A 25,499-nucleotide genomic window follows, 5' to 3' on the forward strand; every position below is an offset into this window, starting at 1 on the left:
CTTGCTACTCCGTGCAGTTAGGGTAAACCGTGCATTCGCGGCCATTCATCTTGAATGTTTTAAAGACCGGGGGCCGCTGGCAATTAGGCCAGCCTGGCTTAGGTAGACAAGGCTTCCACCCAGTCGGAAACTTCACCCACGTGTCATCCTGTGATGGCTCTTCTTCAGCGTTCACCAGAAAAGACAGCTTAACTTTTCGCCCTGATAGCTCATCTCTAATTAGGTACGCCCCGGCACCCCTGCAGTTTAGCAATTTGCTGATCTGGTCCCGTCGGGATTTAGCCGAACTCAACTGGAACCACCAAGAACACACCGCCGTCTTCGCAAATACCCCATCACCCCCAAACGCCGGAGCACCTTCTGGAAGTTTATCGACTATGACCAATCCCCCGCTGTCATAGGTCTGCTGCCACTCTTTTTCACCGTAACGCCCGTTTATGGTCAGCTTCACCTTTGCCAGTTGCATTTCGCATAAGCCGGAACGGTAGTTGACCGGAATCTTGAAACGATACTGATGCGGAGCGCTCTCATAATCCGTCTTGAATGTCTTGCTTTGGCTGCGGCCATTGCATGCATCGGCGACGTCATATTCCGCTTGCGCCTTGAGCGAGAAATCGGCCGGTAACTCGCCTTCAAAAATGAAGGATTCCCCGCCGAACGAACCCAGTGCACTGCAGGCACTCAGGGAGAATCCCAGCAGCAACGGTGAGAGCACATGAATGCGGGATGCCTTGAGGTAATGATTCATAACAATTGATCCCGAGCAGTAGAAGTGGCGTGCAGCATCTGGCTGAGCCTGGCGAAATGCATTTCAGGCGATTCCCGTTCTTCGGGAATCCAGGCGGGATGGTTCGCGAGTTCCGGGTCGAGCTGGTAACGCAGCAGGAACTGTAGGTGTTCCAGCGACCGCCATCCCCAGACTTCGGCCTTATCCAGCTGCTCACTCAGCCAATCGCTGAGAACGCGAGTTTCGGCGAGGCGCGCGGTGGCCGCCGCATGGTTCTGCCACAGCCAAAGCGTCAGGTTATGACGATGGATCTCCTGCACGACCCTGTCCGGTTCGGGCAGGGCCAACCAGGCGGCTTCGAACGGTGCAGCGTACTGTCCCGGCCGTGGGTTATCGAAACACCGCCAGTGCTCACCATCCCAGCACAGGGCGCTCGCCAGAGGCCCCAGCAGCAACGGTTGCTGGTGCGCTGCAAGCTCGGCAAGGTGACGGGCGATGACCCGGTTGTCCTGGAATCGGTACAGCGAGCGCTGTCCCTGATCATCTACCTGCATACGTTCGCGCCAATGCTGCGCGAGGACAGGCAGCTCGACGCGATCGGCGCTGGCCAACCAGCCCCAGTTGCGTTCGGGCGCATCGAGCAACGGCTGGATCCGCGCGATCTCGAATTCGCTCAAAGCGACCAGCCACGGACCGATATCCGCCAGGTCGGCAAACTCGGTTGCATGGTAGAGATTGACGTAATCGTGCATCAGGTCGCGGGCAAACAGCTCCTGAACGGGATTGGGTTCGGCCAGGCTGTCGATAACGAGTAGCAGCTGTCGCTGTTGCGCCCGCTGGTCATCGAGCCACTGGTACAGGGGCTCGTTCATGCGCTCGGCCCCGTGTCGCAGACGCCGTCTCTGCAGGCTTCGCAGATCGGGCAGCGGCTGGCGCCGATCTGCCGCGCCTTGCGTGCCATCATCAGCTGGGTGTTGGCCAGCGCCAGCTTCGGCTTGGCGCCGGCGCGGGCCTTGCCCGCCGCATTGGGCAGGGCGGACGCAAGCACCTTCAGCCCCGAGCCGCTACCGGGTGCGCCACCGGAATTCATTTTGATCGTCGCGCCGCTCACCGTAACGCCACTGGGGTCGAGCTTGAGGAAACTGCCACCACCGCTGGCGGTGAGTTCCATACCGGCGTCGATGACGACCTTGCTGCCGGCGTAGTAGTGGATCTCATCGCCGGCTTCGATGAACTGCCCGCTGCCGATCCGGACGTGCTGGGTGTTGCCGACGATGAGGTGATCGCTGGCTCTGACTTCGGTCTTGCGGTCGCCGTGAGTCGTGCGGTGTTCCTCGGCCCTGAACTCGCTGTAGCTGTTGGCTTCCACGGTGTCGTGACGCTCGTGGCCGACGCGGATCTTCTGGTCGTGGTCGATGTTCTCGTCCCAGTCGCGCTGGGCGTGGAGGTAGATCTGCTCGGCGCCCTTGCGGTCTTCTATGCGCAGTTCGTTGTAGCCGCCACCGCCGGGCGAGCTGAGCGTCTTGAACACCGTGCGGGTCTTGTTGGCCGGCAGGTCGTAGGGGACCTGATGCTCCTTGTGGTAGAGGCAGCCGGTCACCAGCGGTTGATCGGGATCGCCTTCGAGGAAAGTCACCAGCACTTCCATGCCAACGCGTGGGATGGCGATACCGCCGTAGCGGTCGCCGGCCCAGCTGGAGCTGACGCGCAACCAGCAGCTGGTCTTGTCGTCGGCCTGGCCGTGGCGGTCCCAGTGGAACTGGACCTTCACGCGACCGTACTCGTCGCAGTGGATCTCTTCGCCGGCGGAGCCGGTGACCAAGGCGGTTTGGCTGCCGAAAACCTTGGGCTTGGGATGTTCGCGTGGCGGGCGGTAGAAGACATCCCACGGCGAGGCGGCAAAGTGGTTGCGATAGCCCTGATGGAAGTCGGCGTCGCCACTGTCCGCTGTGGCGGTGCTGATCGACTCTTCCAACACCTGTGGCTGTCGGCCCTGATGGAATACCTCGGTGAGCAGCCAGAGATCGTTCCACGATGGACGCGGATGGTCGGTGAGGGCGAGGAAGTGACCGCTGGCCAGATAGGCGTCGCTGGCGCCCTCGGCCAGCTCGTAGTCCGCGCGCAGGCGCTGCAGGCTGCGTTTGGCCAGGTGCTTGCCGCGTTCGCGAGTGGTGAAGCGCCCGGGATAGTCGTAGGCCTCCAGTATCGGCGCGAACTCGCTGCCATGGCCGGCTTCCAACCGCAGTCTGGGCTGCTCGAAGTCGTAATCGCGCAGGCTGGCGTGGCTGCTGCGAGTCTCCAGGCGTACGCCGAAGCGCTTGACGACCGTACGCTCGGCGACCAGCCCGGAATCCTGCTGGTAGGCCAGCGGTGCCAGTTTCGCGAACACCGTCTGATCGTCGCCGAACACCAGAACATGGCCGGATTCGCTGTGCTGGAAGTGAAAGCTGATGCCCTCCTCTTCGCACAGTCGCTGGATAAAGCGCAGATCACTTTCGTCGTACTGCACGCAATAGTCGCGTTCGGGATACGAATGACCGAGCTGGAAGCGATACGCGTCGGCCTGGATGCCGTGGGCTTCCAGCACCTGCGCAATGACTTGTGGCATGCCGAGATGCTGGAAGATGCGCTGGTCGTGGCTGTGCGCCAGGTAGGCCAGCTGCGGGCGCAGGCTAAGGCTATAGCGCGTCAGGCGCTTGCCCGATTCACCCTGGCGGACGCGCTGCAGCACGCCGTGCACGCCCTTGCCGCTCGGCCCGAAGGCGAGGTACGCCGGGCGATGCAGCAGGGCTTCGAGATCGAGATCGGGGCGCTCGCTGACCACTTCGATGTCGAAGCGGTAGGGCTGATTGAGTTTCTCGTGGCCTTCGAAACTGAGCACTTGCAGGTCGGTTTCGACGCCGGAAATGGCGAGGGTGATATGCGCTCGATTGGCATCCAGCATGCCTTGGCCTCCATCCTTGAGTCAGGCGAAGGCCGAAGGTTGAACGACCTCGATGCCCGATTCAATGATGGCGGGACGACCGCATGACCGGAATCACGCTTCTTGCCGCGCAAAGTTCGTACGCCGCGGCTACCCCAGCAGCTCGGCGAGTTGGACGGCAGGCACCGGGCGACTCACGAGGTAGCCCTGGATTTCGTCGCAGCGCTGGTCCTTGAGAAAATCCATCTGTGCCTGGGTTTCCACGCCCTCGGCCACCACCTGCAGTTCCAGGTTGTGCGCCATCGCGATGATTGCGCGGACGATCGCCGCGTCCTCGGCCGAATGCTCCAGCTCGCATATAAAGGTGCGGTCGATCTTCACGTAATCCACCGGGAAGCGCTTGAGGTAGCTGAGCGAGGAATAGCCGGTGCCGAAATCGTCGATCGCCAACTTGATGCCCAGCGCACGCAGCTGCCGGCTGATGTTGATGGCGTTGTCGATATCGTCGAGCAGCTGGCTTTCGGTCAGCTCCAGCTCCAGCATCGACGCCGGCAGCCCAGTTTCTTCCAGCACCTGCCGTACCAGACTGACGAAGTTACCCTGGCGCAGCTGCTTGACGGACAGGTTGACCGAGATGCGAATGTCCGCCAGGCCAGAGCGCTGCCATTCGCGCGCCTGCCGGCAGGCCTCACGCAGCACGAACTCGCCGAGCGGGATGATCAGCCCGGTTTCCTCCGCCAGCGGGATGAACTGCGCCGGCGCCACCAGCCCCTGCTGCGGATGGCGCCAGCGCACCAGCGCCTCGGCGGCTTCCAGACGATCGTCGAGCAGGGTCAGTCGCGGCTGATAGAACACCTCCAGCTGCCCTTCTACCAGCGCCTTGCGCAGTTGATTCTCCATCTGCAGGTAATCGATGGTCGCTCGCTGCGCGCGCTCGGTGAAGAACTGCAGCGTGTTGCCGCCCAGATGCTTGGCCTGCTGCATCGCACGGCTGGCCTGGCGCAGCAGCGTCACGGCATCGCGGCTGTTGTCCGGCATCAGGCTGACGCCGATGGAAGCGCTGATCACCAGCTCCTCTCCCGCGACCGTCACCGGTTTGCGCACCCGCGTCAGCAGGCGGCTGCCCAGATGGGCGAGGCTCGACAGGCTGCCGTAGCCTTCCAGCAGCACGACGAATTCGTCACCGGAGAGCCGGGCGATGGTATCGGCCTCGGCCAGGGTCTGACTGATGCGCCGCGACATCTCGCCGAGCAGGCGATCCGCCGCCTCGTGGCCGAGGCTTTCGTTGAGGTTCTTGAAGCGATCCAGATCGATGTACAGCACCGCCAACGTGCGACCGCTCTGCTGCGCACGCAGACAGGCGGCGTGCAGGCGCTCCTTGAGCAGGCTGCGGTTGGCCAGCCCGGTCAGGTTGTCGTAATGCATCAGGTAGCGCAGGCGCTCTTCGGCCTGGCGGCGCACGGTCAGGTCGGAAAGGAAACCGACCACATGAGAGATACCGCCCAGCGCATCGCGCACCTCGCGCAGCTGGAGCCACTGCGGGTAGACCTCACCGTTCTTGCGCACCTCCAGCAGTTCGCCCTGCCAGCTGCCGTCGCGCTGCAGGGCCTCGCGCATCGCCGCGTAGCGCCGTTGCGATTCCGCCGAACCGGCCAGCCGTGCGGCACTGCGCCCGAGCAACTCCTCGCGGCTGAAGCCGGACAGCGCGCAGCAGGCATCGTTGATCGCCAGGATGCGGAAGCGCGAATCCATGATCACCATGCCCTCGCCTGCCGCCTCGAATACCGTGGCCGCCAGTCGCTGCTGTTCGGCCTGGCGACGCAGATCGCTGACATCGCGACGCGTGCCGAGCATGCGTAGCGCACGTCCGTCGGCGTCACGACTGATTACCCGCCCGCGATCCTCGACCCACAGGTGGCTGCCATCGGCGCGCAGCGCGCGATATTCGACGGCGTACAGCTCGGCCTCGCCCTTGAGGTGCGCGATCAGCTTGGCGCGCACGCCGGGCAGATCGTCCGGGTGCAGATCAGGCAGCGGTCGCCCCTCGGCGTCCGGCCGCTGGCGGGCATCCAGCTCGAAGGACACCTCCAGGCGCGAGTAATGCACCTTGCCCTGCGCCAGGTCCCAGTCCCACAGGCCCAGCTCGCTGGCTTCCAGCGCCAGGCTCAGGCGCGCTTCGCTCTGCCGCAGTTCGTCGGCCACCCGGGCGAGCTCGGCGGTGCGCTCGGCGACGCGCAGCTCCAGGCCGTCGTAGGCACGCCGTAGCTGCCGCTCGGCGGCGCGGCGCTGTTCCACTTCGCGCGCCAGTTCGGCGTTCAGCTGCTCGGCACGGCGTGCCGCGCTGCCCAGTCGCTCGATCAGCACAAGTTTGTGCAGACGCTGCGCCAGACCGTCGCCGACGATCCGGCTGATCTGCCAGGCGATCAGGCTGAGGGTCGCCAGCACGATCAGCGCCAGCAGACCCCAACCCTGTTGCTGCGGATCCGCGGTGGTGAGCATGTACAGCCCGGCGGGCAGCAGGCAGGGCACGGCGAAACTAAGAAAGGCCGGCAGGCTGACGCCGTAGGCGACGCTGGCGACCACCACCACCGAACCGATCAGGCCGTAGAGCAGCGCCTGCTGGAGAAAGTCGGCCGGTGGTACCAGCGCGACCATCGCATAACCCAGGCTGAGCGCCGAAGCCGCGCTGCCGAGCAGGAAGCAGCGATACCACGACGGCGCCGCCTGCTCGCTGCCGGTGGCCTGGCTGAAGGCGTTGACGTGCCGCAGCCACAGCAGGCCGAGCACGACCATCCAGATGAACCAGGCGCCCAACTCGATACCGCCCCGTTCGGGCCACAGCAGCAGCACGCACGCCACGCTGGCGACCAGCGAGAGCAGCGCGGGAATGCGCGAGCCGCGATACAGCAAGCGAGTGCGTTCGACGCCCTCGTGGCGAACGGGCAGTCTGAGGTCAGCGCTGGTGACATCGCTGGCAGAGAAGGCGTCAAGGGCGCGAGCGGAATCGGTCATGGCTGTTGTTCTTGTAATGATCCCCGAAGTGGTCGACGGCGGTTGGAAGCGACCGATAATGGCACGTTGCTATCGCGAAGACCTATCCGAATTGGCAAATTTATGACGATCGGAACGCTGGCTGACCGACGGTAAGACTGTCAATCAGCCATTAGCGCGAAGCGGGGCCTCCGCTCGATGCCCGACTGCCGGCCAGGACCGCCGGGCGAGCGCAGCGCGGGCATTTCCCATAGAATGCCGCGATGCATGACGATCTCTCTCTCCTCCTGAATTCCCTCAACGATGCCCAGCGCCAGGCCGTGGCCGCGCCGCTGGGGCGTCAACTGGTGCTGGCCGGCGCCGGCTCGGGCAAGACCCGCGTCCTGGTGCACCGTATCGCCTGGCTGCACCAGGTCGAACGCGCCTCGCTGCACTCGATCCTCTCGGTGACCTTCACCAACAAGGCCGCCGCGGAGATGCGCCAGCGCATCGAGCAGCTGCTGCACGTCAACCCGCAGGGCCTATGGGTCGGCACCTTCCACGGCCTGGCGCACCGCCTGCTGCGCGCCCACTGGCAGGAAGCGAACCTGCAGCAGAACTTCCAGATTCTCGACTCCGACGATCAGCAACGGCTGGTCAAGCGGGTGATCCGCGAGCTGGGCCTGGACGAGCAGCGCTGGCCGGCACGCCAGGCGCAGTGGTGGATCAACGCGCAGAAGGACGAAGGCCTGCGCCCGCAGAACATCCAGGCCGGCGGCGACCTGTTCCTCGCCACCCAGCTGAAGATCTACGAAGCCTACGAGCAGGCCTGCGTCCGCGCCGGGGTGATCGACTTCTCCGAGCTGCTGCTGCGTGCCCTCGACCTGTGGCGCAATCATCCGGGCCTGCTGGAGCACTACCAGCGGCGTTTCCGCCACGTGCTGGTGGACGAATTCCAGGATACCAACGCCGTGCAGTACGCCTGGCTGCGCCTCTTGGCCCGCGGCGGCGAGAGCCTGATGGTGGTGGGCGACGATGACCAGTCGATCTACGGCTGGCGCGGCGCGCGGATCGAGAATCTGCAGCAGTTCAGTCAGGATTTCCCCGACGCCGAGACCATCCGTCTGGAGCAGAACTACCGCTCCACCGCCTGCATCCTCAAGGCCGCCAACGCACTGATCGCCAACAACCAGGGCCGCCTGGGCAAAGAGCTGTGGACCGAGGGCTGCGAAGGCGAGCCGATCAGCCTGTACGCCGCCTTCAACGAGCACGACGAAGCGCGCTACGTGGTCGAGAGCATCGAGAAGGCCATCCGCGACGGTCTGAGTCGCAGCGAAATTGCCATACTCTACCGTTCCAACGCACAGTCACGGGTGCTGGAAGAGGCGCTGCTGCGCGAGAAGATTCCCTACCGCATCTACGGCGGCCAGCGCTTCTTCGAGCGCGCCGAGATCAAGAACGCCATGGCCTACCTGCGCCTGATCCAGACCCGTCACAACGACGCGGCGCTGGAACGGGTGATCAACCTGCCGGCGCGCGGCATCGGCGAGAAGACCGTCGAGACCCTGCGCCAACTGGCGCGCCAGGAGGAGATCTCGCTGTGGGCGGCGCTGCACCAGGCGGTCGGCACCAAGCTCGTCTCCGGCCGCGCCGCCAGCGCGCTGAACGGCTTCGTCGAACTGATCGACACCCTCGCGCTGAAGGTCGAGGGCATGCAGCTGCACAGCATGGCGCAGCTGGTCATCGAACAGTCCGGGTTGCTCGCCTATCACCGTGACGAAAAGGGCGAGAAGGCCCAGGCGCGGGTGGAAAACCTCGAGGAACTGGTCTCCGCCGCGCGTGCCTTCGACAACTACAGCGAGGAAGAGGACGACCTGCAGTCGCCGCTGGCCGCCTTCCTCGACCACGCCTCGCTGGAAGCCGGCGAACAGCAGGCCGGCGAGCACGAGGACAGCGTGCAGCTGATGACGCTGCACAGCGCCAAGGGGCTGGAGTTCCCGCTGGTGTTCCTGGTCGGCATGGAGGAAGGGCTGTTCCCGCACAAGATGAGCCTGGAAGAAGCCGGTCGTCTGGAAGAGGAACGCCGCCTGGCCTATGTCGGCATCACCCGCGCCATGCAGCAGCTGGTCATCACCTACGCCGAGACCCGTCGGCTATACGGCAGCGAGACCTACAACAAGATCTCGCGCTTCGTCCGCGAGATCCCGCCGGCGCTGATTCAGGAAGTGCGCCTGAGCAACACCGTGACGCGCTCGTTCAGCGGCAAGAGCATGGGCGGCGGCTCGCTGTTCGACGGTGCCGGTGTACCGGACACTCCGTTCAACCTCGGTCAGCGCGTGCGCCATGCACTGTTCGGCGAGGGCACCATCCTCAACTTCGAAGGCTCCGGCGCCCAGGCGCGGGTGCAGGTGAATTTCGAGGATGAAGGCAGCAAGTGGCTGATGCTCAGCTACGCCAAGCTCGAAGCGCTCTGAGCCCAGATTTCTACCAGAACCAAGGACCTCCACACCCCATGAAACGCCGCCATCTGTTCGGTGCCGTCGCCCTGCTCGCCGGCCTGTTCCTTACCGGCTGCAAGGACGAGCAGGCGCCGGCCACGGGCCAGTCCACCAGCGAACCGGCCAAGACCTATCAGTGGAAGATGGTCACCGCCTGGCCGAAGAACTACCCCGGCCTGGGCACCTCGGCCGAGCGCCTGGCCGAACGCGTCACCACCATGAGCGGCGGCCGCCTGACCATCAAGGTCTATGCCGCCGGCGAGCTGGTGCCGGCGCTGGAAGTCTTCGACGCCGTCTCGCGGGGCACCGCCGCGCTGGGTCACGGCGCCTCCTACTACTGGAAAGGCAAGGTGCCGACGGCGCAGTTCTTCACCTCGGTGCCGTTCGGCCTTTCCGCCATCGAAATGAACGCCTGGCTCAGCAAGGGTGGTGGACAGGCGCTCTGGGAAGAAGCCTACGCACCGTTCGGCGTGCTGCCGATGGTGGTTGGCAACAGCGGCATGCAGATGGGCGGCTGGTTCAACAAGGAAATTAACGCGCTGGACGACCTGCGCGGCCTGAAGATCCGCATGCCGGGCCTCGGTGGCGAAGTCCTCACGCGCCTCGGCGCGACCAGCGTCAACCTGCCCGGCGGCGAGGTGTTCACCGCGCTGCAGACCGGCGCGATCGACGCCACCGACTGGGTCAGCCCCTACAACGACCTGGCCTTCGGCCTGCACAAGGCGGCGCGCTACTACTATTACCCCGGCTGGCAGGAGCCGCAGGCGGTGCTGGAGCTGCTGGTCAACCAGAAGGCCTTCGACGAGCTGCCAGCGGACCTGCAGGCGATCCTTACCGAAGCGACCCGTGCCGCCAGCCGCGACATGCTCGACGACTACACCTATCACAACGCTCTGGCGCTCGATCAGCTCAAGCAGCAGGGCGTGGTGCTCAAGCGCTTCCCGGACGAGGTGCTGCAAGCCATGCGCAACGAGTCCGAGCAGGTGCTCGGCGAGCTGGCGGCGCAGAGCGAGCTGAACGGCCGCATCTGGGCCTCGATGAAAGCCTTCCAGGCGCAGGCCGAAGCGATGCACGCGATTTCCGAAAAGGAACTCTACGACTGGCGCTGAGCCAGCCCCGCCGGCCGGCCGCACCTGCGGCGCGGCACGGCGCGACGAACCGCCGCACGCAAAAGCCGGTAACATTCTGCCCCTCGCCAACACCTGCCCGGCTCGGCAGGATGGCGCGCGTACCTCCTCATTTCATAGCGGGAACACTCAATGCAACGTGTGCTTAGCATTTTCATGGCGCTGTGTATCAGCCTGACCTTCGCGCTCGACGCCACGGCGGCCAAGCGCTTCGGCGGCGGCAAGAGCTTCGGCTCGGCGCCCAGCCACCAGACGCGCCAGGCGCCCCAGCAGACCCAGGCGGCGCCGACCCAGGCCGGCAAGACCGCCGCGGCACCCAGCGGTGCTTCGCGCTGGCTCGGCCCGCTGGCCGGTCTCGCCGCCGGCGGCCTGCTTGCCTCGATGTTCATGGGCGACGGTTTCGAGGGCATCCAGTTCATGGATATCCTGATCTTCGGCGTGATCGCGTTCCTGCTGTTCCGCTTCCTCGCCGCCCGTCGCCGCCAGCAGCAGCCGGCCATGGCCGGTCATGCGCCGATGCAGCGCGAGATGCCGCAGCAGCCGGCCTCGATCTTCGGTGGCAGTGCGGCTCCGGCTGCCGCTGCGCCGGTAATCAACGCGCCGGCCTGGTTCAACGAGCAGAACTTCGTCACCGCGGCCCGCGAGCACTTCCTGGCGCTGCAGCAGCACTGGGATGCCAACGAGATGGACAAGATCGCCGAGTTCGTCACCCCGCAGCTGCTGGGCTTCCTCAAGCAGGAGCGCGCCGAGATCGGTGATGCCTATCAATCGACCTACATCGACGATCTGCAGATCCAGCTCGACGGTGTCGACGACGATGCCGAGAAGACCACCGCGACTTTGACCTTCAGCGGCGTCGCCAAGACCTCGCGTTTCGACCAGGGCGAAGCGTTCAGCGAAAGCTGGCGCATGGAACGTGCCCAGGGTGAAAACCAGCCCTGGCTGGTGGCTGGTATCCGCCAGAACGCCTGATCGGCACCCTTCCGGAATCCACACCGGCCTGCCTCCGGACAGGCCACGAACGACCCCGCCCTCTGGCGGGGTTTTTCGTTTCTGCCTTGCCATCGGCACGACCACTTTTTGCAGCAGCACAAAAAACCGGCCGCGGAGCGAACCGCGGCCGGCGCAACGACACATTCCGATTATTTCCGGAGGAAGTTCAGCAGGTCCTGGTTGAAGCGTTCCTTGTGGGTATCGGTCAGGCCATGCGGCGCGCCGGGATAGACGATCAGCTGCGCGTCCTTGATCAGCGCGGCGGACGCCTTGCCGGAGCTCTCCAGCGGGACGATCTGGTCATCGTCGCCGTGGATCACCAGCGTCGGCACGTCGAACCTCTTCAGGTCGCCGCGGAAGTCCGTGGCCGAGAAGGCAGCGATGGAGTCGTAGGTGTTCTTGTGCCCGGCCTGCATGCCCTGCGCCCGCCAGTTGTCGATCAGCCCCTGGGACACCTTGGCGCCCGGACGGTTGAAGCCATAGAACGGGCCAGAGGCGAGGTCGAGGTACAGCTGCGCACGATTCTCCAGCGAGGCCTTGCGGATGCCGTCGAAGACTTCCAGCGGCACCCCACCCGGGTTATCCGCCGTCTTCAGCATCATCGGCGGCACGGCGCTGACCAGCACGGCCTTCTTCACCCGCCCGGTGCCGTGACGGCCGATGTAGCGCGCCACCTCGCCGCCACCGGTGGAGAAGCCCACCAAGGTGACGTCCTTCAGGTCCAGCGCTTCGATCACCGCGGCCAGGTCGTCGGCATAGTGGTCCATGTCGTTGCCTTCCCACGGCTGGCTGGAACGTCCATGACCGCGGCGGTCATGGGCGACCACGCGATAGCCCTGCGAGGCAAGAAACAGCATCTGCGACTCCCAGCTATCCGAGCTGAGTGGCCAGCCGTGGCTGAAGGTGACCACCGGGCCGTCCTTCGGCCCCCAGTCCTTGTAGTAGAGCTGCACGCCATCGGCGGTGGTAATGGTGCTGGCGGTCTGCGCGGCGACGGCGGTGTCGGCGGGCTTCGCCGGTTGTGCGGCCTGGGCCGCAAAGGCAGGTTGCAGCGCGAGGGCCAGCAGACTGGTGGCGAAGGTGCGGGTGATGAGGTTCATGGCATGGGTCTCCGGTTCGAAAGGGTGGTCGGTCAGGCTCAGTCGGCGATGATCAGCGACACATCGATATTTCCGCGGGTAGCGTTGGAGTAGGGGCAGACCACGTGAGCCTGCTCGACCAGGGTCTGCAGCACGTCACGGGCAATGCCGGGCGCGCTGATGGTCAGCTCGACCTCGATGCCGAAGCCGGTGGGAATCTGGCCGATGCCGACCTTGCCGGTGACGCGGGTGTCGACCGGCAGGCTGACCTTCTGCTTGCCGGCAACGAACTTCAGCGCGCCGAGAAAGCAGGCCGAGTAACCGGCGGCGAACAGCTGCTCCGGGTTAGTCCCGGGGCCGCCCTCGCCGCCCAGCTCACGCGGCGTTGACAGCTGTACGTCGAGCGCCTGATCGGACGAAGTGGCGCGGCCTTCGCGGCCGCCGGTAGCGGTGGCAGTAGCGGTATAGAGGATCTTCTCGATGGACATGGCTTCGGTTCCTGTTTGCGGGTTGGCCAGGGCGTTGTTGCCCGGTGAGCGCTATTCTGCTCACCACAAAAAACTATTGGCGGCATAAAGTCTGTAAAACTTGATCAGGAATACGAAGATGGCTGATCGGCTAGCCGCGCTGATGACGCACTTCCCGATGCGCGCCCAGGTGTTCAACACCGGGCCGCTGTGCGGCATCAACACGCTGCAGAGCGATGGCGCACACGGCCAGCTGCACCTGGTGCGCCGTGGCGAGGTGGAGGTCCGCTACGGCCGGGAGACGCTGCACGTCACGCAACCGAGCCTGCTGTTGTTCCCGCGGCCGCTGACCCACCGTTTCATCACCGCGCCCGGCTGTGAGGTGGACATGGTCTGCGCGAACCTGGCGTTCGAGGGCGGCACCAGTAACCCGATTGCCTCGGCGCTGGCCGATCTGGTCTGCCTGCCGCTGGACCAGGTATGGGGCGCCGAGCCGGTGCTTTCGCTGCTGTTCGAGGAAGCCTTCGAGCAGCGCTGCGGCCGGGTCGCGCTGGTCGAGCGCCTGCTCGAGGTGGTGATGATTCAGGTCCTGCGCCAGTTGATGGAAAGCGGCGAAGTGAACGGCGGGCTGCTGACCGGGCTGGCGCATCCCCGCCTGCGCAATGCACTGGTGGCGATGCATGAGACGCCAGCGAAGGCATGGACGCTTGAAGAGCTTGCCGGTGTGGCCGGGATGTCGCGCAGCGTGTTCGCCACAACCTTCCGCGAGACGGTCGGTGTCACGCCGGGACAGTATCTGCAGGGCTGGCGCGTGCGGCTGACACAGAAAGCCCTGCGCCGCGGACGCCCTCTGAAAATGATCGCCACCGAGGTTGGCTACGGCAGCGAAGCCGCGCTCTCCCGCGCGTTCAGAGCGCAAACCGGGCTCTCGCCGCGGGGGTGGAAAAAGCAGCTCGCCGAAGCGGACGAGAGCTGAACACCCAGGCCCGGAGGTTATCCATTCATCGCCGGGGACACGGCGAGCAGCGCGCCCGTTGCCCAAGTCGCACAACGAAACGCTGCATTAACCCCCATTTTTTGTAAGTTTGGCTAAGATGCTTAACAGACGCTGGCAATGCATCGGCGTTCCAGCCTGATAAAAGGAGAACCACGATGGATATGAATCGTCGACAGTTCTTCAAGGTCTGCGGTGTAGGCCTTGGGGCGTCGAGCATGGCGGCGTTGGGGATGGCGCCGCCGACGGCTTATGCCGAGTCGATTCGGCATTTCAAGCTGACCAACACTCGGGAAACCCGTAACACCTGCCCCTACTGCTCGGTCGGCTGCGGCCTGATCATGTACAGCCAGGGCAGCGGCGGCAAGAACGTCTCCCAGAACATCATCCACATCGAGGGCGACGCCGACCATCCGGTCAACCGCGGCACGCTCTGCCCGAAAGGCGCCGGCCTGCTGGACTTCGTCCACAGCCCGAACCGCCTGCAATACCCGGAAGTACGCGAAGCCGGCAGCAATGAGTGGAAGCGCATCGAGTGGGACGAAGCCCTCGACCGCATCGCCAAGCTGGTGAAGGAAGATCGCGACGCCAACTTCGTCGAACGCAACGACAAAGGCCAGACCGTCAACCGCTGGCTGACCACCGGATTCCTCGCCGCCTCGGCATCGTCCAACGAGGCCGGCTACATCACCCACAAGGTAGTTCGCTCACTCGGCATTCTGGCATTCGACAACCAAGCACGTGTCTGACACGGCCCGACGGTGGCAAGTCTTGCCCCGACGTTTGGCCGTGGCGCCATGACCAACCACTGGTCCGACATCAAGAATGCGGACCTGGTCCTGATCATGGGCGGCAATGCCGCCGAAGCGCATCCGTGCGGGTTCAAATGGGTGACCGAAGCGAAGGCCCACAACAAGGCCCGGCTGGTCGTGGTCGATCCGCGCTTCACTCGTTCGGCCTCGGTGGCCGACCTCTATGCGCCGATCCGCACCGGTACCGACATCGCCTTCCTCGGCGGCCTGATCAACTACCTGCTGGAGAACGACAAGATCCAGCACGAGTATGTGCGCAACTACACGGACGTCTCGTTCATCGTCAAAGAAGGCTTCGGCTTCGAGAACGGTCTGTTCAACGGCTATGACGCTGACAAGCGCAGCTACCCGGACAAATCGTCCTGGGGCTACGAGCTGGACGAACAGGGCTTCGCCAAGGTCGATCCGACGCTGCAGCACCCGCGTTGCGTCTTCCAGCTGCTCAAGCAGCACTACAGCCGTTATACGCCGGACGTGGTCAGCAACATCTGCGGCACGCCGCAGGACAAGATGCTGAAGGTCTGGGAAACCATTGCCGAGACATCCGCCCCCGGCAAGGCGATGACCATCATGTACGCCCTGGGCTGGACCCAGCACTCGATCGGCTCGCAGATGATTCGTACCGGTGCGATGGTGCAGCTGCTGCTGGGCAACATCGGCATGCCGGGCGGCGGCATGAACGCCCTGCGCGGTCACTCCAACATCCAGGGCCTGACCGACCTCGGTCTGCTGTCCAACCTGCTGCCGGGCTACCTCACCCTGCCCCAGGACGCGGAGCAGGACTACGCGGCGTACATCACCAAGCGCACCGCCAAGCCGATCCGCCCCGGCCAGCTGTCGTACTGGCAGAACTACGAGAAGTTCCACGTCAGCCTGATGAAGTCCTGGTACGGCGACAACGCCACGGCCGAGAACAACTGGGGCTACGACTGGCTGCCGAAGCTGGATATCCCCGGCTACGACGTGCTCAAGTACTTCGACATGATGTACCAGGGCCAGGTCAACGGTTACTTCTGCCAGGGCTTCAACCCGATCGCCTCGTTCCCCAACAAGGCGAAGGTCAGCGCGGCGCTGGCCAAGCTGAAGTTCCTTGTGATCATGGACCCGCTGGTCACCGAGACCAGCGAATTCTGGCGCAATGCCGGCGAGTTCAACGACGTCGACACCGCCAGCATCCAGACCACGGTATTCCGTCTGCCGACCACCTGCTTCGCCGAGGAAGACGGCTCGCTGGTCAACAGCGGGCGCTGGCTGCAATGGCACTGGAAAGCGGCCGAGCCGCCGGCACAGGCCAGAACCGACGTGATGATCATGGGCGGCCTGTTCCATCGTCTGCGCGAGATGTATCGCAAGGAAGGCGGCGCCTACGCCGAGCCGCTGCTCAACATCGACTGGCCATATCTGCGCCCCGACGAGCCGAGCAGCGAGGAAATCGCCCGCGAGTTCAGCGGCAAGGCGCTGGCCGACGTGACCGATCCGGCGACCGGCGCGGTGCTGGCCAAGGCCGGCGAACAACTGGCCGGTTTCGGTCAGCTGCGCGCCGACGGCTCGACCGCCAGCGGCTGCTGGATCTGGTGCGGCGCCTGGACCCAGGCCGGCAACCAGATGGCCCGCCGCGACAATGCCGACCCGTATGGCATGGGCCAGACCCTCGGCTGGGCCTGGGCGTGGCCGGCCAACCGGCGCATCCTCTACAACCGCGCCTCGGCCGACGTTTCCGGCAAGCCGTGGGATCCGGAGAAGAAGCGCCTGGTGTGGTGGAACGGCAAGAGCTGGGGCGGCACCGACGTGCCCGACTTCAAGGTCGACTCGCCGCCGGAAGCCGGCATGAACCCGTTCATCATGAACCCGGAAGGCGTGGCACGACTGTTCGCCGTGGACAAGATGAACGAGGGGCCATTCCCCGAGCACTACGAGCCGTTCGAAACACCGATCGGGCGCAACCCCATGCACCCGGACAATGCGCAGGCCATCAGCAACCCGGCCGCGCGGGTGTTCAAGAACGACATGGAGCTGTTCGGCACCGCGGAGGAATTCCCCTATGCCGCGACCACCTATCGTCTGACCGAGCACTTCCACTTCTGGACCAAGCATTGCCGACTCAATGCGATCACCCAGCCCGAGCAGTTCGTCGAGATTGGCGAAGTGCTGGCCAAGGAACTGGGCATCGCCGCCGGCGAGCGGGTCAAGGTGTCGTCCAACCGCGGCTACATCAAGGCGGTTGCGGTGGTGACCAAGCGCATCAAGCCGCTGACCGTGGACGGCAAGACCGTGCACCACATCGGCATCCCGCTGCACTGGGGCTTCGCCGGGCTGGCGCGCAACGGCTACCTGACCAATACGCTCACGCCGTTCGTCGGTGACGCGAACACCCAGACGCCGGAGTTCAAGTCGTTCCTGGTCAACGTGGAGAAGGCATAATGGCTACTCAAGACGTGATTGCCCGCTCCGCCACGACCACCGAGCGGCCGTCGATCCGCGAGATCGGCGAAGTGGCCAAGCTGATCGACACCTCCAAGTGCATCGGCTGCAAGGCCTGCCAGGTTGCCTGTTCGGAGTGGAACGACCTGCGTGATGAGGTCGGCACCAGCGCCGGGACCTACGACAACCCGATCGACCTCACCGCCGAATCCTGGACGGTGATGAAGTTCGCCGAGTACGAGAACCCGGACAGCGGCAACCTCGAATGGCTGATCCGCAAGGATGGCTGCATGCACTGTGCCGAGCCGGGCTGCCTCAAGGCATGCCCGAGTCCCGGCGCGATCGTGCAGTACGCCAACGGCATCGTCGACTTCAACCAGGACAAGTGCATCGGCTGCGGCTACTGCATCACTGGCTGTCCATTCAACATCCCGCGCATCTCCGAGAAGGACAAGAAGGCCTACAAGTGCACGCTGTGCTCCGACCGGGTTTCGGTCGGGCTGGAGCCGGCCTGCGTGAAGACCTGTCCGACCGGCGCCATCGTCTTCGGCAGCAAGGAGGACATGAAGGAACATGCCGCCGGGCGCATCGCCGACCTGAAGGAGCGCGGCTTCGACCAGGCCGGCCTGTACGACCCGGACGGCGTGGGCGGTACGCACGTGATGTACGTGCTGCACCACGCCGACCAGCCGTCGTTGTACAGCGCCCTGCCCAACGAGCCGACCATCAGTCCGCTGGTCAGCCTGTGGAAAGGCATCACCAAGCCGCTGGCCTTGCTCGGCATGGGCGCGGCGGTGCTGGCCGGATTCTTCCATTACACGCGTGTCGGTCCGGTGCGCGTCGAGGAGGACTCCGAGGGCGAACTCAGCGAACCGGTCGTGCACAAGGTCGATCCGACGGTGCATGTGGTCGATCCGAAGGAGCCTCGTCCCTGACGAATGCGGCCCTGTACGCAGGGCCGTCTTTCCCGGGGCTGCCGAATGCTCAAGGAGCCAGCTATGAATAACCAAATCGAACGCTACACACCGTCCCAGCGATCCAATCACTGGGCCGTCGCCATCCTCTTCGTGCTCGCCGCACTGTCGGGGCTGGCGCTGTTCCATCCGGCGCTGTTCGGCCTTTCCGGGCTGTTCGGCGGCGGCACCTGGACGCGCATCCTGCATCCGTTCATCGGCGTGGCGATGTTCGTGCTGTTCCTGGTGCTGGCGCTGCGCTTTGCCGGGCACAACCGCATCGAGCCGCGCGATCGCCAGTGGTTGCGGCAGATCGGCGATGTGGTGAACAACCGCGAAGACCGGCTGCCCGAAGTGGGGCGCTACAACGCCGGGCAGAAGCTGCTGTTCTGGACGCTGATCGTCTGCATGCTGGTGCTGCTGCTTAGCGGCATCGTCATCTGGCGGGAGTACTTCGCCGGCGCGTTCGGCATCGTCACGCTGCGCTGGGCGAGCCTGCTGCACGCCGCAGCCGCGTTCGTGCTGATCGTCAGCATCATCGTGCACATCTACGCCGCGATCTGGCTGAAGGGCTCGATGGGCGCCATGCTCTACGGCACGGTCAGCCGTGCCTGGGCGCGCAAGCACCATCGGGCTTGGTATCGCGAGATCAACGAGCGCAAGTAAGGCCCCCGCCGCACCGCTGCGGCCGCCGGCGAATAGCGTCGGCGGCCGCAGTGCGCTTAACGCATGCAGCAACCCGTCACGGGCTATGCTGTCCCGCAACGCCATAAGAAAAGGAGTCCTGCGTGGCAGGCACCATTCTCGAACCCGGGCAGATCGAAGCCGCTGCCAGCAAACCCCCTTTCCTCAACCTGCCGCCACGCGAGCTGTTCATCCTGCGTGCCGAGCGCCTGGATAAACTGGCCGTCGACCATCCGCTGGGCGATTACCTGCGACTGCTGGCCGACGTCTGCCGCGCGCAGCAGCAGGTGCTCGACAACCCTCCCACACTGCCGGCGCTGGATGCCCACCGCACCCGTGAATGCCTGACGCACGGCCTGCCACCGCTGGCGGCTGACACCCTGGTCCGCGAGGATGCCTGGCTTACGATGCTCGACGCCTGGCTCGATGCGTTCGGCACGCCGGACAATCCGGCCGTTGCCGCCGCGCTGGAACAGCTGCGCGATGCCGATGCCGGCCAGCGCAAGGCCTGGGCCGTGGCGCTGATCAGCGGCCAGTACGACAGCCTGCCGGCGGCACTGGTGCCGTTCCTCGGTGCCGCGCTGCAGGTCGCCTGGACTCATCAGGCGCTGTCGCTCGATTCGACCGCCGTGCGCGAGCGCGAAGATCAGACGCATTGCCCCTGCTGTGGCGCACTGCCGATGGCCGGCGTGATCCGCCACCGTGGCCAGCTCAACGGCTTGCGCTACCTGGTCTGCTCGCTGTGCTCCAGCGAGTGGCACTACGTGCGCCTGAAGTGCAGCCACTGCCGCAGCACCAAGAAGCTCGACTACCTGCATTTCGAGGGTTCGCCGCACGGCGTCAAGGCCGAGGTCTGCCCGTCCTGCCACGGCTATCTGAAACAGCTCTATCTGGAGCTGGCGGCGGATGCCGAGACGCTGTCGGCCGATCTCGCCACGCTGGATCTCGACATGTTGCTGGCCGAGCAGGGCTTCCAGCGCATGGCGCCCAACCTGCTGCTGGCGCCGGGCGGCGAAGGATGAGCAGCGCGCACCTGCCTTCGGTCGACCGGCTGCTGCGCGCTCCGGCCTGCCAGCCGCTGCAGCAGCGCTATGGCCGTCAGGCGCTGCTCAACACCCTGCGCGACCTGCTCGACGAGCTGCGCGAGCCGGCCCGCAACGGCCAGCTCGCCGCGCTGGAGCTGTCCGAGGCAGTGCTCGCCGGGCGCGCCGGTGAACGCCTGGCCAGCCAGCACCGCAGCCGCGTGCGCCGCGTGTTCAACCTCACCGGCACCGTACTGCACACCAACCTCGGCCGCGCGCTGCTACCGGACGAGGCCATCGAGGCGATCACCCTCGCCGCGCGCTATCCGCTCAACCTGGAATTTGACCTGTCGACCGGCAAGCGCGGTGATCGCGATGACCTGATCGAAGGCTTGATCCGCGAGCTGACCGGCGCCGAGGCCGTCACCGTAGTCAACAACAACGCCGCCGCCGTGCTGCTGGCGCTCAACAGCCTGGGCGCGCGCAAGGAAGGCATCATCTCCCGCGGCGAGCTGATCGAGATCGGCGGCGCCTTCCGCATCCCCGACATCATGGCGCGCGCCGGCGTGAAGCTGGTCGAAGTCGGCACCACCAACCGCACCCACGCCAAGGATTACGAAGCGGCGATCACCCCGCGCTCGGGCCTGCTGATGCGCGTGCACACCAGCAACTACAGCGTGCAGGGCTTCACCGCCAGCGTCGCCACCCGCGCGCTGGCCGACATCGCCCACGCTCACGATCTGCCGCTACTGGAAGACCTGGGCAGCGGCAGCCTGGTCGACCTCTCGCGCTGGGGCCTGCCGAAAGAACCAACGGTGCAGGAAGCGCTGCGCGACGGTGCCGACATCGTTACCTTCAGCGGCGACAAGCTGCTCGGCGGCCCGCAGGCCGGGCTGATTGTCGGCAGCAAGGCGCTGATCCATAAGATCAAGAAGAACCCGCTCAAGCGCGCCCTGCGCGTCGACAAGCTGACCCTCGCCGCGCTGGAAGCGGTGCTCAACCTCTATCGCGACCCCGACCGCCTGGCCGAGCGCCTCACCAGCCTGCGCCTGCTCAGCCGACCGCAGGCCGAGATTCGCGTCCAGACCGAACGCATCGCCCCGGCGCTGGCCGCCGTGCTCGGCGAAACCTGGCAGGTCGCGGTAACCGACGCACTCGGCATGATCGGCAGCGGCGCGCAGCCGGTGGCACGCCTGCCCAGCGCCGCGCTGTGTATCCGCCCGCAGCAACCCAAGCGCCTGCGCGGCCGCAGCCTGCGCCAGCTGGAAGAAGCCCTGCGCTGCCTGCCGATTCCGGTGCTCGGACGCATCGACGACGACGCGCTCTGGCTCGACCTGCGCCAGCTCGACGACGAGCCGGCGTTTCTCCAGCAACTGGCGCACCTGCAAGAGGAGCTGGCGATTTGATCGTCGGTACCGCCGGCCATATCGACCATGGCAAGACCGCGCTGCTCAAGGCCCTGACCGGCCAGCAGGGCGACCGCCGCCGTGAGGAACGCGAGCGCGGCATCACCATCGACCTCGGCTATGCCTATGCCGACCTCGGTGAAGGCACGCTGACCGGCTTCATCGACGTACCCGGCCACGAGCGCTTCATCCACAACATGCTCGCCGGCGCCAGCGGCGTCGACTGCCTGCTGCTGGTGGTCGCCGCCGATGACGGCGTGATGCCGCAGACCCGCGAGCACCTGGCCATCGTCGAACTGCTCGGCATTCGTCGCGCGCTGGTCGCGCTGACCAAGATCGACCGTGTCGAGCCCGAACGCATCGCCACGGTACGCCGGCAGATCGATGACCTGCTGGCCAGCGGGCCGCTGGCTGGCGCGCCGGTCTTCCCAGTTTCCAGCGTCAGTGGCGATGGGGTCGACGCCCTGCGCCAGGCGCTGGTCGCTGAGGCCGCCCGCGCCGAGGCGCGTGGCACCGACGGACATTTCCGTCTCGCCATCGATCGCGCCTTCAGCGTCAGCGGCACCGGCGTAGTGGTCACCGGCACCGCCTTCGCCGGGCGCGTGCAGGTCGGCGATGAACTGCAACTCAGCCCGAGCGGCCGCAGCGTGCGCGTGCGCGGCCTGCATGCGCAAAACCGCGAAGCCGGGCAGGCCCACGCCGGCCAGCGCGTGGCCCTGAACCTGGCCGGCGAGCGGCTGGCGGTCGAACAGATACATCGCGGCGACTGGCTGCTGCAACCGCTGCTGCATGCGCCGACCCAGCGCATCGATATCCAGTTCCAGCTGCTGCCCGGCGAGACCCACGAACTCAAGCACTGGACCCCGGTGCATGCCCACCTCGGCGCGCAGGACGTCACCGCACGCATCGCCCTGCTCGAAGGCGAAAGCCTTGCGCCCGGCGCATGGATGTTCGCCCAGCTGCTGCTCAACGCACCGATCCATGCCGTGCACGGCGACCGCATCGTGCTGCGTGACCAGTCCGCCCAGCGCACCCTCGGCGGCGGCCGGGTGCTCGACCCGTTCGCGCCGCCACGCAACCGCCGGCGCGAGGCACGTCTGGCGCAACTGCGCGCACTCGATGCCGCCTCGCTGGAACAGGCGCTGCCCGGCCTGCTGGCCGAAGCGCACAACGGCCTCGAACCGCAGGCTCTGGAGCGTCAGTTCAACCGCCCACGCGACGGCTGGCAGCTGCCGGCCAGCGCGGTGCAGATCGCCACGCGCCAGGGGCCGCGACTGTTCGATCAACAACGCTGGCAAACCCTCGGCACGCAGCTGCTCGCCGCCCTGCAGCGCTTTCACGAGGAGCAACCCGACGAGCTCGGACCGGACCGCGACCGCCTGCGCCGTTTCGCGCTGCCGCAGCTGGAGCGACCGGTATTCATCGCCCTGCTCGAGCAGGCCCTGGCCGCTGGCGAGATCGCCAGCAGCGGCCCCTGGCTGCATCGCCCCGACCACCAGGTCCGCTTGACGGCACAGGAAGAAGCGCTGAAGGCGCGACTCTGGCCGCTGCTGGAAGCCGGCCGGTTCGACCCGCCCTGGGTCCGCGACCTCGCCAGCACGCTTGGCGCCGAAGAAATGCAAACGCGCCAGCTGCTGCGCAAGCTCGCCCGCCTCGGCCTACTGCAACAGGTGGTCAAGGACCTGTTCTACCCCGAGCCCACCATTCGCCAGCTCGCCGGGCATGCGCTGCAGCTCGAAGCGCAAAGCGGCGTAATCCGCGCCGCCGCCTTCCGCGACCAGATCCAACTCGGACGCAAACGCAGCATCCAGCTGCTCGAACACTTCGACCGCATCGGCTTCACCCGCCGCTTCGGCAACGAACGCAAGATCCGCCACGATAACGCCTTGGCGACAGACGCACCGCTCGGGTAGTCTGGCAGCCGTTCGCTGACCTATCGGTCAGCATGACCCTTCTCAAGGAAGGCAATCGCAGCCGGTGCTGCGGCCGGGCTTCAAACCCGGTTGGGGGCGGCAGCCGTTCCCGGGTGGGTTCGACTCCCACTGCCTTCCGCCAATTTCCCCTCTGAAAGCCCCGAATGACGCGGCCTCCAGCTACTCGACCGGAGCGGCTTCGGCTTGGGTGTCGAAGAAGTGTCGAAAACCCAAGACTTCCGTTTGTTATCGGCAGCATGATGCCTATGATGTCATTACGACATCACTCCATCGTGCAACCAAGAAGGAAGTTCGAATGAAACAGATTTCCGCCGTAATGATTGCCGCTTTGATCGCAATAACTTCGGTCTCAGCCCTCGCGCACAGCGGCGGCACGGACTCGAAAGGTTGCCATCGCAACCACAAAACCGGCGACTACCACTGCCACTAAACGGCCGTACATTCGCCCCGCCACGGCGAGGTTCTACGTTCTGTCGCAAGTTTGTGCAGCGTAGAAGTGGCGAAAACCTCGAATCGGGCCGAGGGTAATCACGTCCTTGAGATAGTCCGGCGCCAGGTGCGCGTAACGCATCGTCATGTTCAGCGAGGCGTGGCCCAGGACCTTTTGCAGCGTGAGGATGTTGCCGCCGTTCATCATGAAATGAGAGGCGAAGGTGTGCCGCAGCACGTGGCTTTTCTGCCCGGCCGGGAGCTTGAGTCCTGACATGTTGACGGCATAGTCGAAACTGTCGCGGCAGTTGGTGAACAGGCCGTGTTCCTGGAAGTGCTGGTGGATGCGGTCATGCAATGCCTGATCGATCGGCACGGAGCGTCGGCGCTTGCCCTTGGTATTCACGAACAGCACGTGTCCGTCTCGCACCCGTTCCGGTCGGAGCGCTTGCGCCTCTCCCCAGCGGCAGCCAGTGGCAAGGCAGATCGTTGCAACCATATAGGTATGCGGCGTCCGGCAATGATCCTGGATCGCTCGAAACAACTGGTCGATATGCGCGTCGCTCAGGTACGTCAGTTCGCGTTCCTGGAGCTTGAGCGGCTTTACCGAGGCCAACGGGTTTTCATAGTCGATCTCGCCGAGCTGGCGGAGCACGTTGAACACCGAGCACAGGTAGCCGAGCTGGTTGTTCACCGTCTTACCGCTTGTGCCCGAGGCGAGACGAGCCGCCCGGTAGGCCGTATAGGTCGCGCCGGTCAGTTGGCTGGCTACCGGATTGCCCATTTCGCGGGCCATGCGGTTCAGTACCAGCTCCGTGCGGTGAATGTCGCTCAGCGCATGGCCGTGCAGCAGCCGCCAGCGTCCAATCAGTTCCAGCAGCCTGCGTCGGTCCCTGGGCTTGGGCGTCCAGTCTGGTTTGTCGATCACCTTCGCGCGACACGTCGCTTCGAACCGCTGGGCCTCGCCCTTGGTCTTGAACGTCTTGCGGAAGCGCTTGCCCTTGATCGGCTCTACATCGACTTTCCAGCGGCCATCGTCCGTTTGCTGGATCGCCATTAGATCGCCCTGCCCCACCTCACGTGCCGTTCTTGCAGCAGATCCTTGATGTGCTTGTAGAGGTCGCGCTCGCTCATATCCTTGGCGGCATAGTGATCGCGAATCACCGGCCAGCAGTCCCATTGCTTCAAGGTCTCGAATGCTTTCTTAGCGCCCACTCGCTCCCGTGCCAGCAGGCTTACGAAGTTTCCCAGGAACAGCTCCACGTTCTTCCCCGAGAAGCCTCGAGAGGTCTTGTAGTAGCGCTTGTACTCGGTTTCATCGACCAGGGAATCGACCGGCAGATCGACCCGCGCATCGTCGCGCATCAGCGTCCAGATCGGATCGAAGTAGCCGGGCCGGGCGAGCAGCTTGAACTGGCTCAGGCCATAGCGCCACAGGCCGTCGAGGTGTGCCGAGAAGGCGGCAAAGGAGTCCGTATCGATGGCTTGGCCGGTCTTTACGTCTACCGAGCCGCTGGCGAACTGCTGGATGATCGAGTGGTGATAGCGCAGCTCGACGCGCCACACTTCCTGGGCCGGGTTGTAGTTCTCCGGGTCCTTGGCATCGAACGAATCCCGGCGACGCCAGACGCTTTCCCAGTAGTCGAGCTTGTCCGTTGCGCGGGCCTGTTCGGTCTTGTTGTAGATGCAGAGCTGGACGCCACCAGCGGAGCCGAACATGGACGTTTCCCCGCGACCGTAGACGCTGGACTTCGTCGCCCACTCCACCTGATTGATGCCCGAGATATCCCGATGTGTTCTGGCCCGGCAATGCAGGCGTGCGACCAGATCCACTGGCGGTTTCCAGCCCTGCAGATCCAACGCCAGATGGACGGCACACTGGTTGCGCTCGCGGTGCGTCATCACGGCTGCAGCGTAGTAGTCCATGCGATCCTGCAGGCGCTCAGGCGACAGCGCGTCGATGGCGTGCGGTGACACCTCGATTTTCAGATGCGGGCCGATCTGCTCCAGCTTGGCGTTGAAGTTTTTGATCAGCAGGACGAACCCGAGATCGGCGTTTT

Annotated in this window: 19 protein-coding genes and 1 tRNA gene; 12 read left to right on the forward strand and 8 right to left on the reverse strand. The window is 65.2% G+C overall.

The window, feature by feature from the left end; all coding sequences use genetic code 11:
- Window positions 1-4 precede the first annotated feature (4 nt).
- The 4 genes from NAV27_RS14045 to NAV27_RS14060 form a co-directional block, all read right to left on the reverse strand.
- The gene (locus tag NAV27_RS14045; protein ID WP_102829168.1) at window positions 5-748 is read right to left on the reverse strand and encodes a hypothetical protein; all 744 of its coding nucleotides are present in this window, start codon (window positions 746-748) and stop codon (window positions 5-7) included.
- The gene (locus tag NAV27_RS14050; protein ID WP_077682830.1) at window positions 745-1,599 is read right to left on the reverse strand and encodes a DUF4123 domain-containing protein; all 855 of its coding nucleotides are present in this window, start codon (window positions 1,597-1,599) and stop codon (window positions 745-747) included. The genes NAV27_RS14045 and NAV27_RS14050 overlap by 4 nt, the downstream gene beginning before the upstream one ends.
- Complete coding sequence (locus NAV27_RS14055) at window positions 1,596-3,671, reverse strand: type VI secretion system Vgr family protein (protein ID WP_102829169.1); 2,076 nt, start codon at window positions 3,669-3,671, stop codon at window positions 1,596-1,598. The genes NAV27_RS14050 and NAV27_RS14055 overlap by 4 nt, the downstream gene beginning before the upstream one ends.
- A gap of 129 nt (window positions 3,672-3,800) precedes the next feature.
- The gene (locus tag NAV27_RS14060) at window positions 3,801-6,662 is read right to left on the reverse strand and encodes a putative bifunctional diguanylate cyclase/phosphodiesterase (RefSeq protein WP_102829170.1); all 2,862 of its coding nucleotides are present in this window, start codon (window positions 6,660-6,662) and stop codon (window positions 3,801-3,803) included.
- A 242-nt stretch (window positions 6,663-6,904) separates the two neighbouring features.
- Here NAV27_RS14060 and uvrD point away from each other — a divergent pair, with 242 nt between their 5' ends.
- The 3 genes from uvrD to NAV27_RS14075 all read left to right on the forward strand — a co-directional run bounded on the left by uvrD (window position 6,905) and on the right by NAV27_RS14075 (window position 11,217).
- The gene (uvrD, locus tag NAV27_RS14065; protein ID WP_102829171.1) at window positions 6,905-9,094 is read left to right on the forward strand and encodes a DNA helicase II; all 2,190 of its coding nucleotides are present in this window, start codon (window positions 6,905-6,907) and stop codon (window positions 9,092-9,094) included.
- A 38-nt stretch (window positions 9,095-9,132) separates the two neighbouring features.
- The gene (locus NAV27_RS14070; RefSeq protein ID WP_102829172.1) at window positions 9,133-10,227 is read left to right on the forward strand and encodes a TRAP transporter substrate-binding protein; all 1,095 of its coding nucleotides are present in this window, start codon (window positions 9,133-9,135) and stop codon (window positions 10,225-10,227) included.
- Between the two features lie 150 nt (window positions 10,228-10,377).
- Window positions 10,378-11,217 (forward strand): Tim44 domain-containing protein, encoded by an 840-nt coding sequence (locus NAV27_RS14075; RefSeq protein ID WP_102829173.1) that lies wholly within the window; start codon window positions 10,378-10,380, stop codon window positions 11,215-11,217.
- A 170-nt stretch (window positions 11,218-11,387) separates the two neighbouring features.
- Here NAV27_RS14075 and NAV27_RS14080 read toward each other — a convergent pair whose 3' ends face one another.
- Both NAV27_RS14080 and NAV27_RS14085 read right to left on the reverse strand, forming a co-directional pair.
- A complete protein-coding gene (locus NAV27_RS14080; protein ID WP_102829174.1) occupies window positions 11,388-12,338 on the reverse strand; it encodes an alpha/beta fold hydrolase in 951 nt (316 codons plus the stop codon).
- A 38-nt stretch (window positions 12,339-12,376) separates the two neighbouring features.
- Entirely contained in the window at window positions 12,377-12,805 is a 429-nt protein-coding gene (locus NAV27_RS14085; protein ID WP_102829175.1) for an organic hydroperoxide resistance protein, read from the reverse strand.
- A gap of 118 nt (window positions 12,806-12,923) precedes the next feature.
- Between NAV27_RS14085 and NAV27_RS14090 the strand changes: the two genes are divergently transcribed.
- From NAV27_RS14090 to NAV27_RS14130, 9 genes are all read left to right on the forward strand, one after another.
- Window positions 12,924-13,760, forward strand: coding sequence for an AraC family transcriptional regulator (locus NAV27_RS14090; protein ID WP_102829176.1), 837 nt, complete (start codon window positions 12,924-12,926; stop codon window positions 13,758-13,760).
- 176 nt (window positions 13,761-13,936) lie between these two features.
- Complete coding sequence (gene fdnG, locus NAV27_RS14095) at window positions 13,937-17,011, forward strand: formate dehydrogenase-N subunit alpha (protein ID WP_146029398.1); 3,075 nt, start codon at window positions 13,937-13,939, stop codon at window positions 17,009-17,011.
- On the forward strand, window positions 17,011-17,946 hold the full coding sequence (gene fdxH, locus NAV27_RS14100; protein ID WP_043298744.1) for a formate dehydrogenase subunit beta: 936 nt from the start codon (window positions 17,011-17,013) through the stop codon (window positions 17,944-17,946). Before fdnG ends, fdxH begins: the two co-directional genes overlap by 1 nt.
- Window positions 17,947-18,009: 63 nt before the next feature.
- Window positions 18,010-18,630, forward strand: a complete 621-nt coding sequence (locus tag NAV27_RS14105; protein ID WP_008567270.1) for a formate dehydrogenase subunit gamma — start codon at window positions 18,010-18,012, stop codon at window positions 18,628-18,630.
- Between the two features lie 122 nt (window positions 18,631-18,752).
- Window positions 18,753-19,670, forward strand: coding sequence for a formate dehydrogenase accessory protein FdhE (gene fdhE / locus NAV27_RS14110; protein ID WP_102829178.1), 918 nt, complete (start codon window positions 18,753-18,755; stop codon window positions 19,668-19,670).
- Window positions 19,667-21,076, forward strand: a complete 1,410-nt coding sequence (gene selA / locus NAV27_RS14115) for an L-seryl-tRNA(Sec) selenium transferase (protein WP_102829179.1) — start codon at window positions 19,667-19,669, stop codon at window positions 21,074-21,076. The genes fdhE and selA overlap by 4 nt, the downstream gene beginning before the upstream one ends.
- The gene (gene selB, locus NAV27_RS14120) at window positions 21,073-22,989 is read left to right on the forward strand and encodes a selenocysteine-specific translation elongation factor (protein WP_102829180.1); all 1,917 of its coding nucleotides are present in this window, start codon (window positions 21,073-21,075) and stop codon (window positions 22,987-22,989) included. Before selA ends, selB begins: the two co-directional genes overlap by 4 nt.
- A 46-nt stretch (window positions 22,990-23,035) precedes the next feature.
- Window positions 23,036-23,131 (forward strand) — tRNA-Sec (locus tag NAV27_RS14125).
- 195 nt (window positions 23,132-23,326) lie between these two features.
- A complete protein-coding gene (locus tag NAV27_RS14130; RefSeq protein ID WP_232249193.1) occupies window positions 23,327-23,440 on the forward strand; it encodes a YHYH domain-containing protein in 114 nt (37 codons plus the stop codon).
- 33 nt (window positions 23,441-23,473) lie between these two features.
- Here the strand turns inward: NAV27_RS14130 and NAV27_RS14135 are convergent, their stop codons facing one another.
- Window positions 23,474-24,496 (reverse strand): phage integrase, encoded by a 1,023-nt coding sequence (locus NAV27_RS14135; RefSeq protein WP_102829182.1) that lies wholly within the window; start codon window positions 24,494-24,496, stop codon window positions 23,474-23,476.
- The coding region (locus tag NAV27_RS14140) for a phage replication initiation factor (protein ID WP_256055305.1) at window positions 24,496-25,499 on the reverse strand (1,004 nt) is incomplete at its 5' end. The genes NAV27_RS14135 and NAV27_RS14140, both read right to left, overlap by 1 nt.

Source organism: Stutzerimonas degradans (genome assembly GCF_024448505.1).
GTDB lineage: Bacteria > Pseudomonadota > Gammaproteobacteria > Pseudomonadales > Pseudomonadaceae > Stutzerimonas > Stutzerimonas degradans.

Bases quoted from the DNA above. Each gene is read 5' to 3' on its own strand.
- NAV27_RS14045 (WP_102829168.1), bottom strand. From the start codon at position 748: ATGAATCATTACCTCAAGGCATCCCGCATTCATGTGCTCTCACCGTTG.
- NAV27_RS14050 (WP_077682830.1), bottom strand. From the start codon at position 1,599: ATGAACGAGCCCCTGTACCAGTGGCTCGATGACCAGCGGGCGCAACAG.
- NAV27_RS14055 (WP_102829169.1), bottom strand. From the start codon at position 3,671: ATGCTGGATGCCAATCGAGCGCATATCACCCTCGCCATTTCCGGCGTC.
- NAV27_RS14060 (WP_102829170.1), bottom strand. From the start codon at position 6,662: ATGACCGATTCCGCTCGCGCCCTTGACGCCTTCTCTGCCAGCGATGTC.
- uvrD (WP_102829171.1), top strand. From the start codon at position 6,905: ATGCATGACGATCTCTCTCTCCTCCTGAATTCCCTCAACGATGCCCAG.
- NAV27_RS14070 (WP_102829172.1), top strand. From the start codon at position 9,133: ATGAAACGCCGCCATCTGTTCGGTGCCGTCGCCCTGCTCGCCGGCCTG.
- NAV27_RS14075 (WP_102829173.1), top strand. From the start codon at position 10,378: ATGCAACGTGTGCTTAGCATTTTCATGGCGCTGTGTATCAGCCTGACC.
- NAV27_RS14080 (WP_102829174.1), bottom strand. From the start codon at position 12,338: ATGAACCTCATCACCCGCACCTTCGCCACCAGTCTGCTGGCCCTCGCG.
- NAV27_RS14085 (WP_102829175.1), bottom strand. From the start codon at position 12,805: ATGTCCATCGAGAAGATCCTCTATACCGCTACTGCCACCGCTACCGGC.
- NAV27_RS14090 (WP_102829176.1), top strand. From the start codon at position 12,924: ATGGCTGATCGGCTAGCCGCGCTGATGACGCACTTCCCGATGCGCGCC.
- fdxH (WP_043298744.1), top strand. From the start codon at position 17,011: ATGGCTACTCAAGACGTGATTGCCCGCTCCGCCACGACCACCGAGCGG.
- NAV27_RS14105 (WP_008567270.1), top strand. From the start codon at position 18,010: ATGAATAACCAAATCGAACGCTACACACCGTCCCAGCGATCCAATCAC.
- selA (WP_102829179.1), top strand. From the start codon at position 19,667: ATGAGCAGCGCGCACCTGCCTTCGGTCGACCGGCTGCTGCGCGCTCCG.
- NAV27_RS14130 (WP_232249193.1), top strand. From the start codon at position 23,327: ATGATTGCCGCTTTGATCGCAATAACTTCGGTCTCAGCCCTCGCGCAC.
- NAV27_RS14135 (WP_102829182.1), bottom strand. From the start codon at position 24,496: ATGGCGATCCAGCAAACGGACGATGGCCGCTGGAAAGTCGATGTAGAG.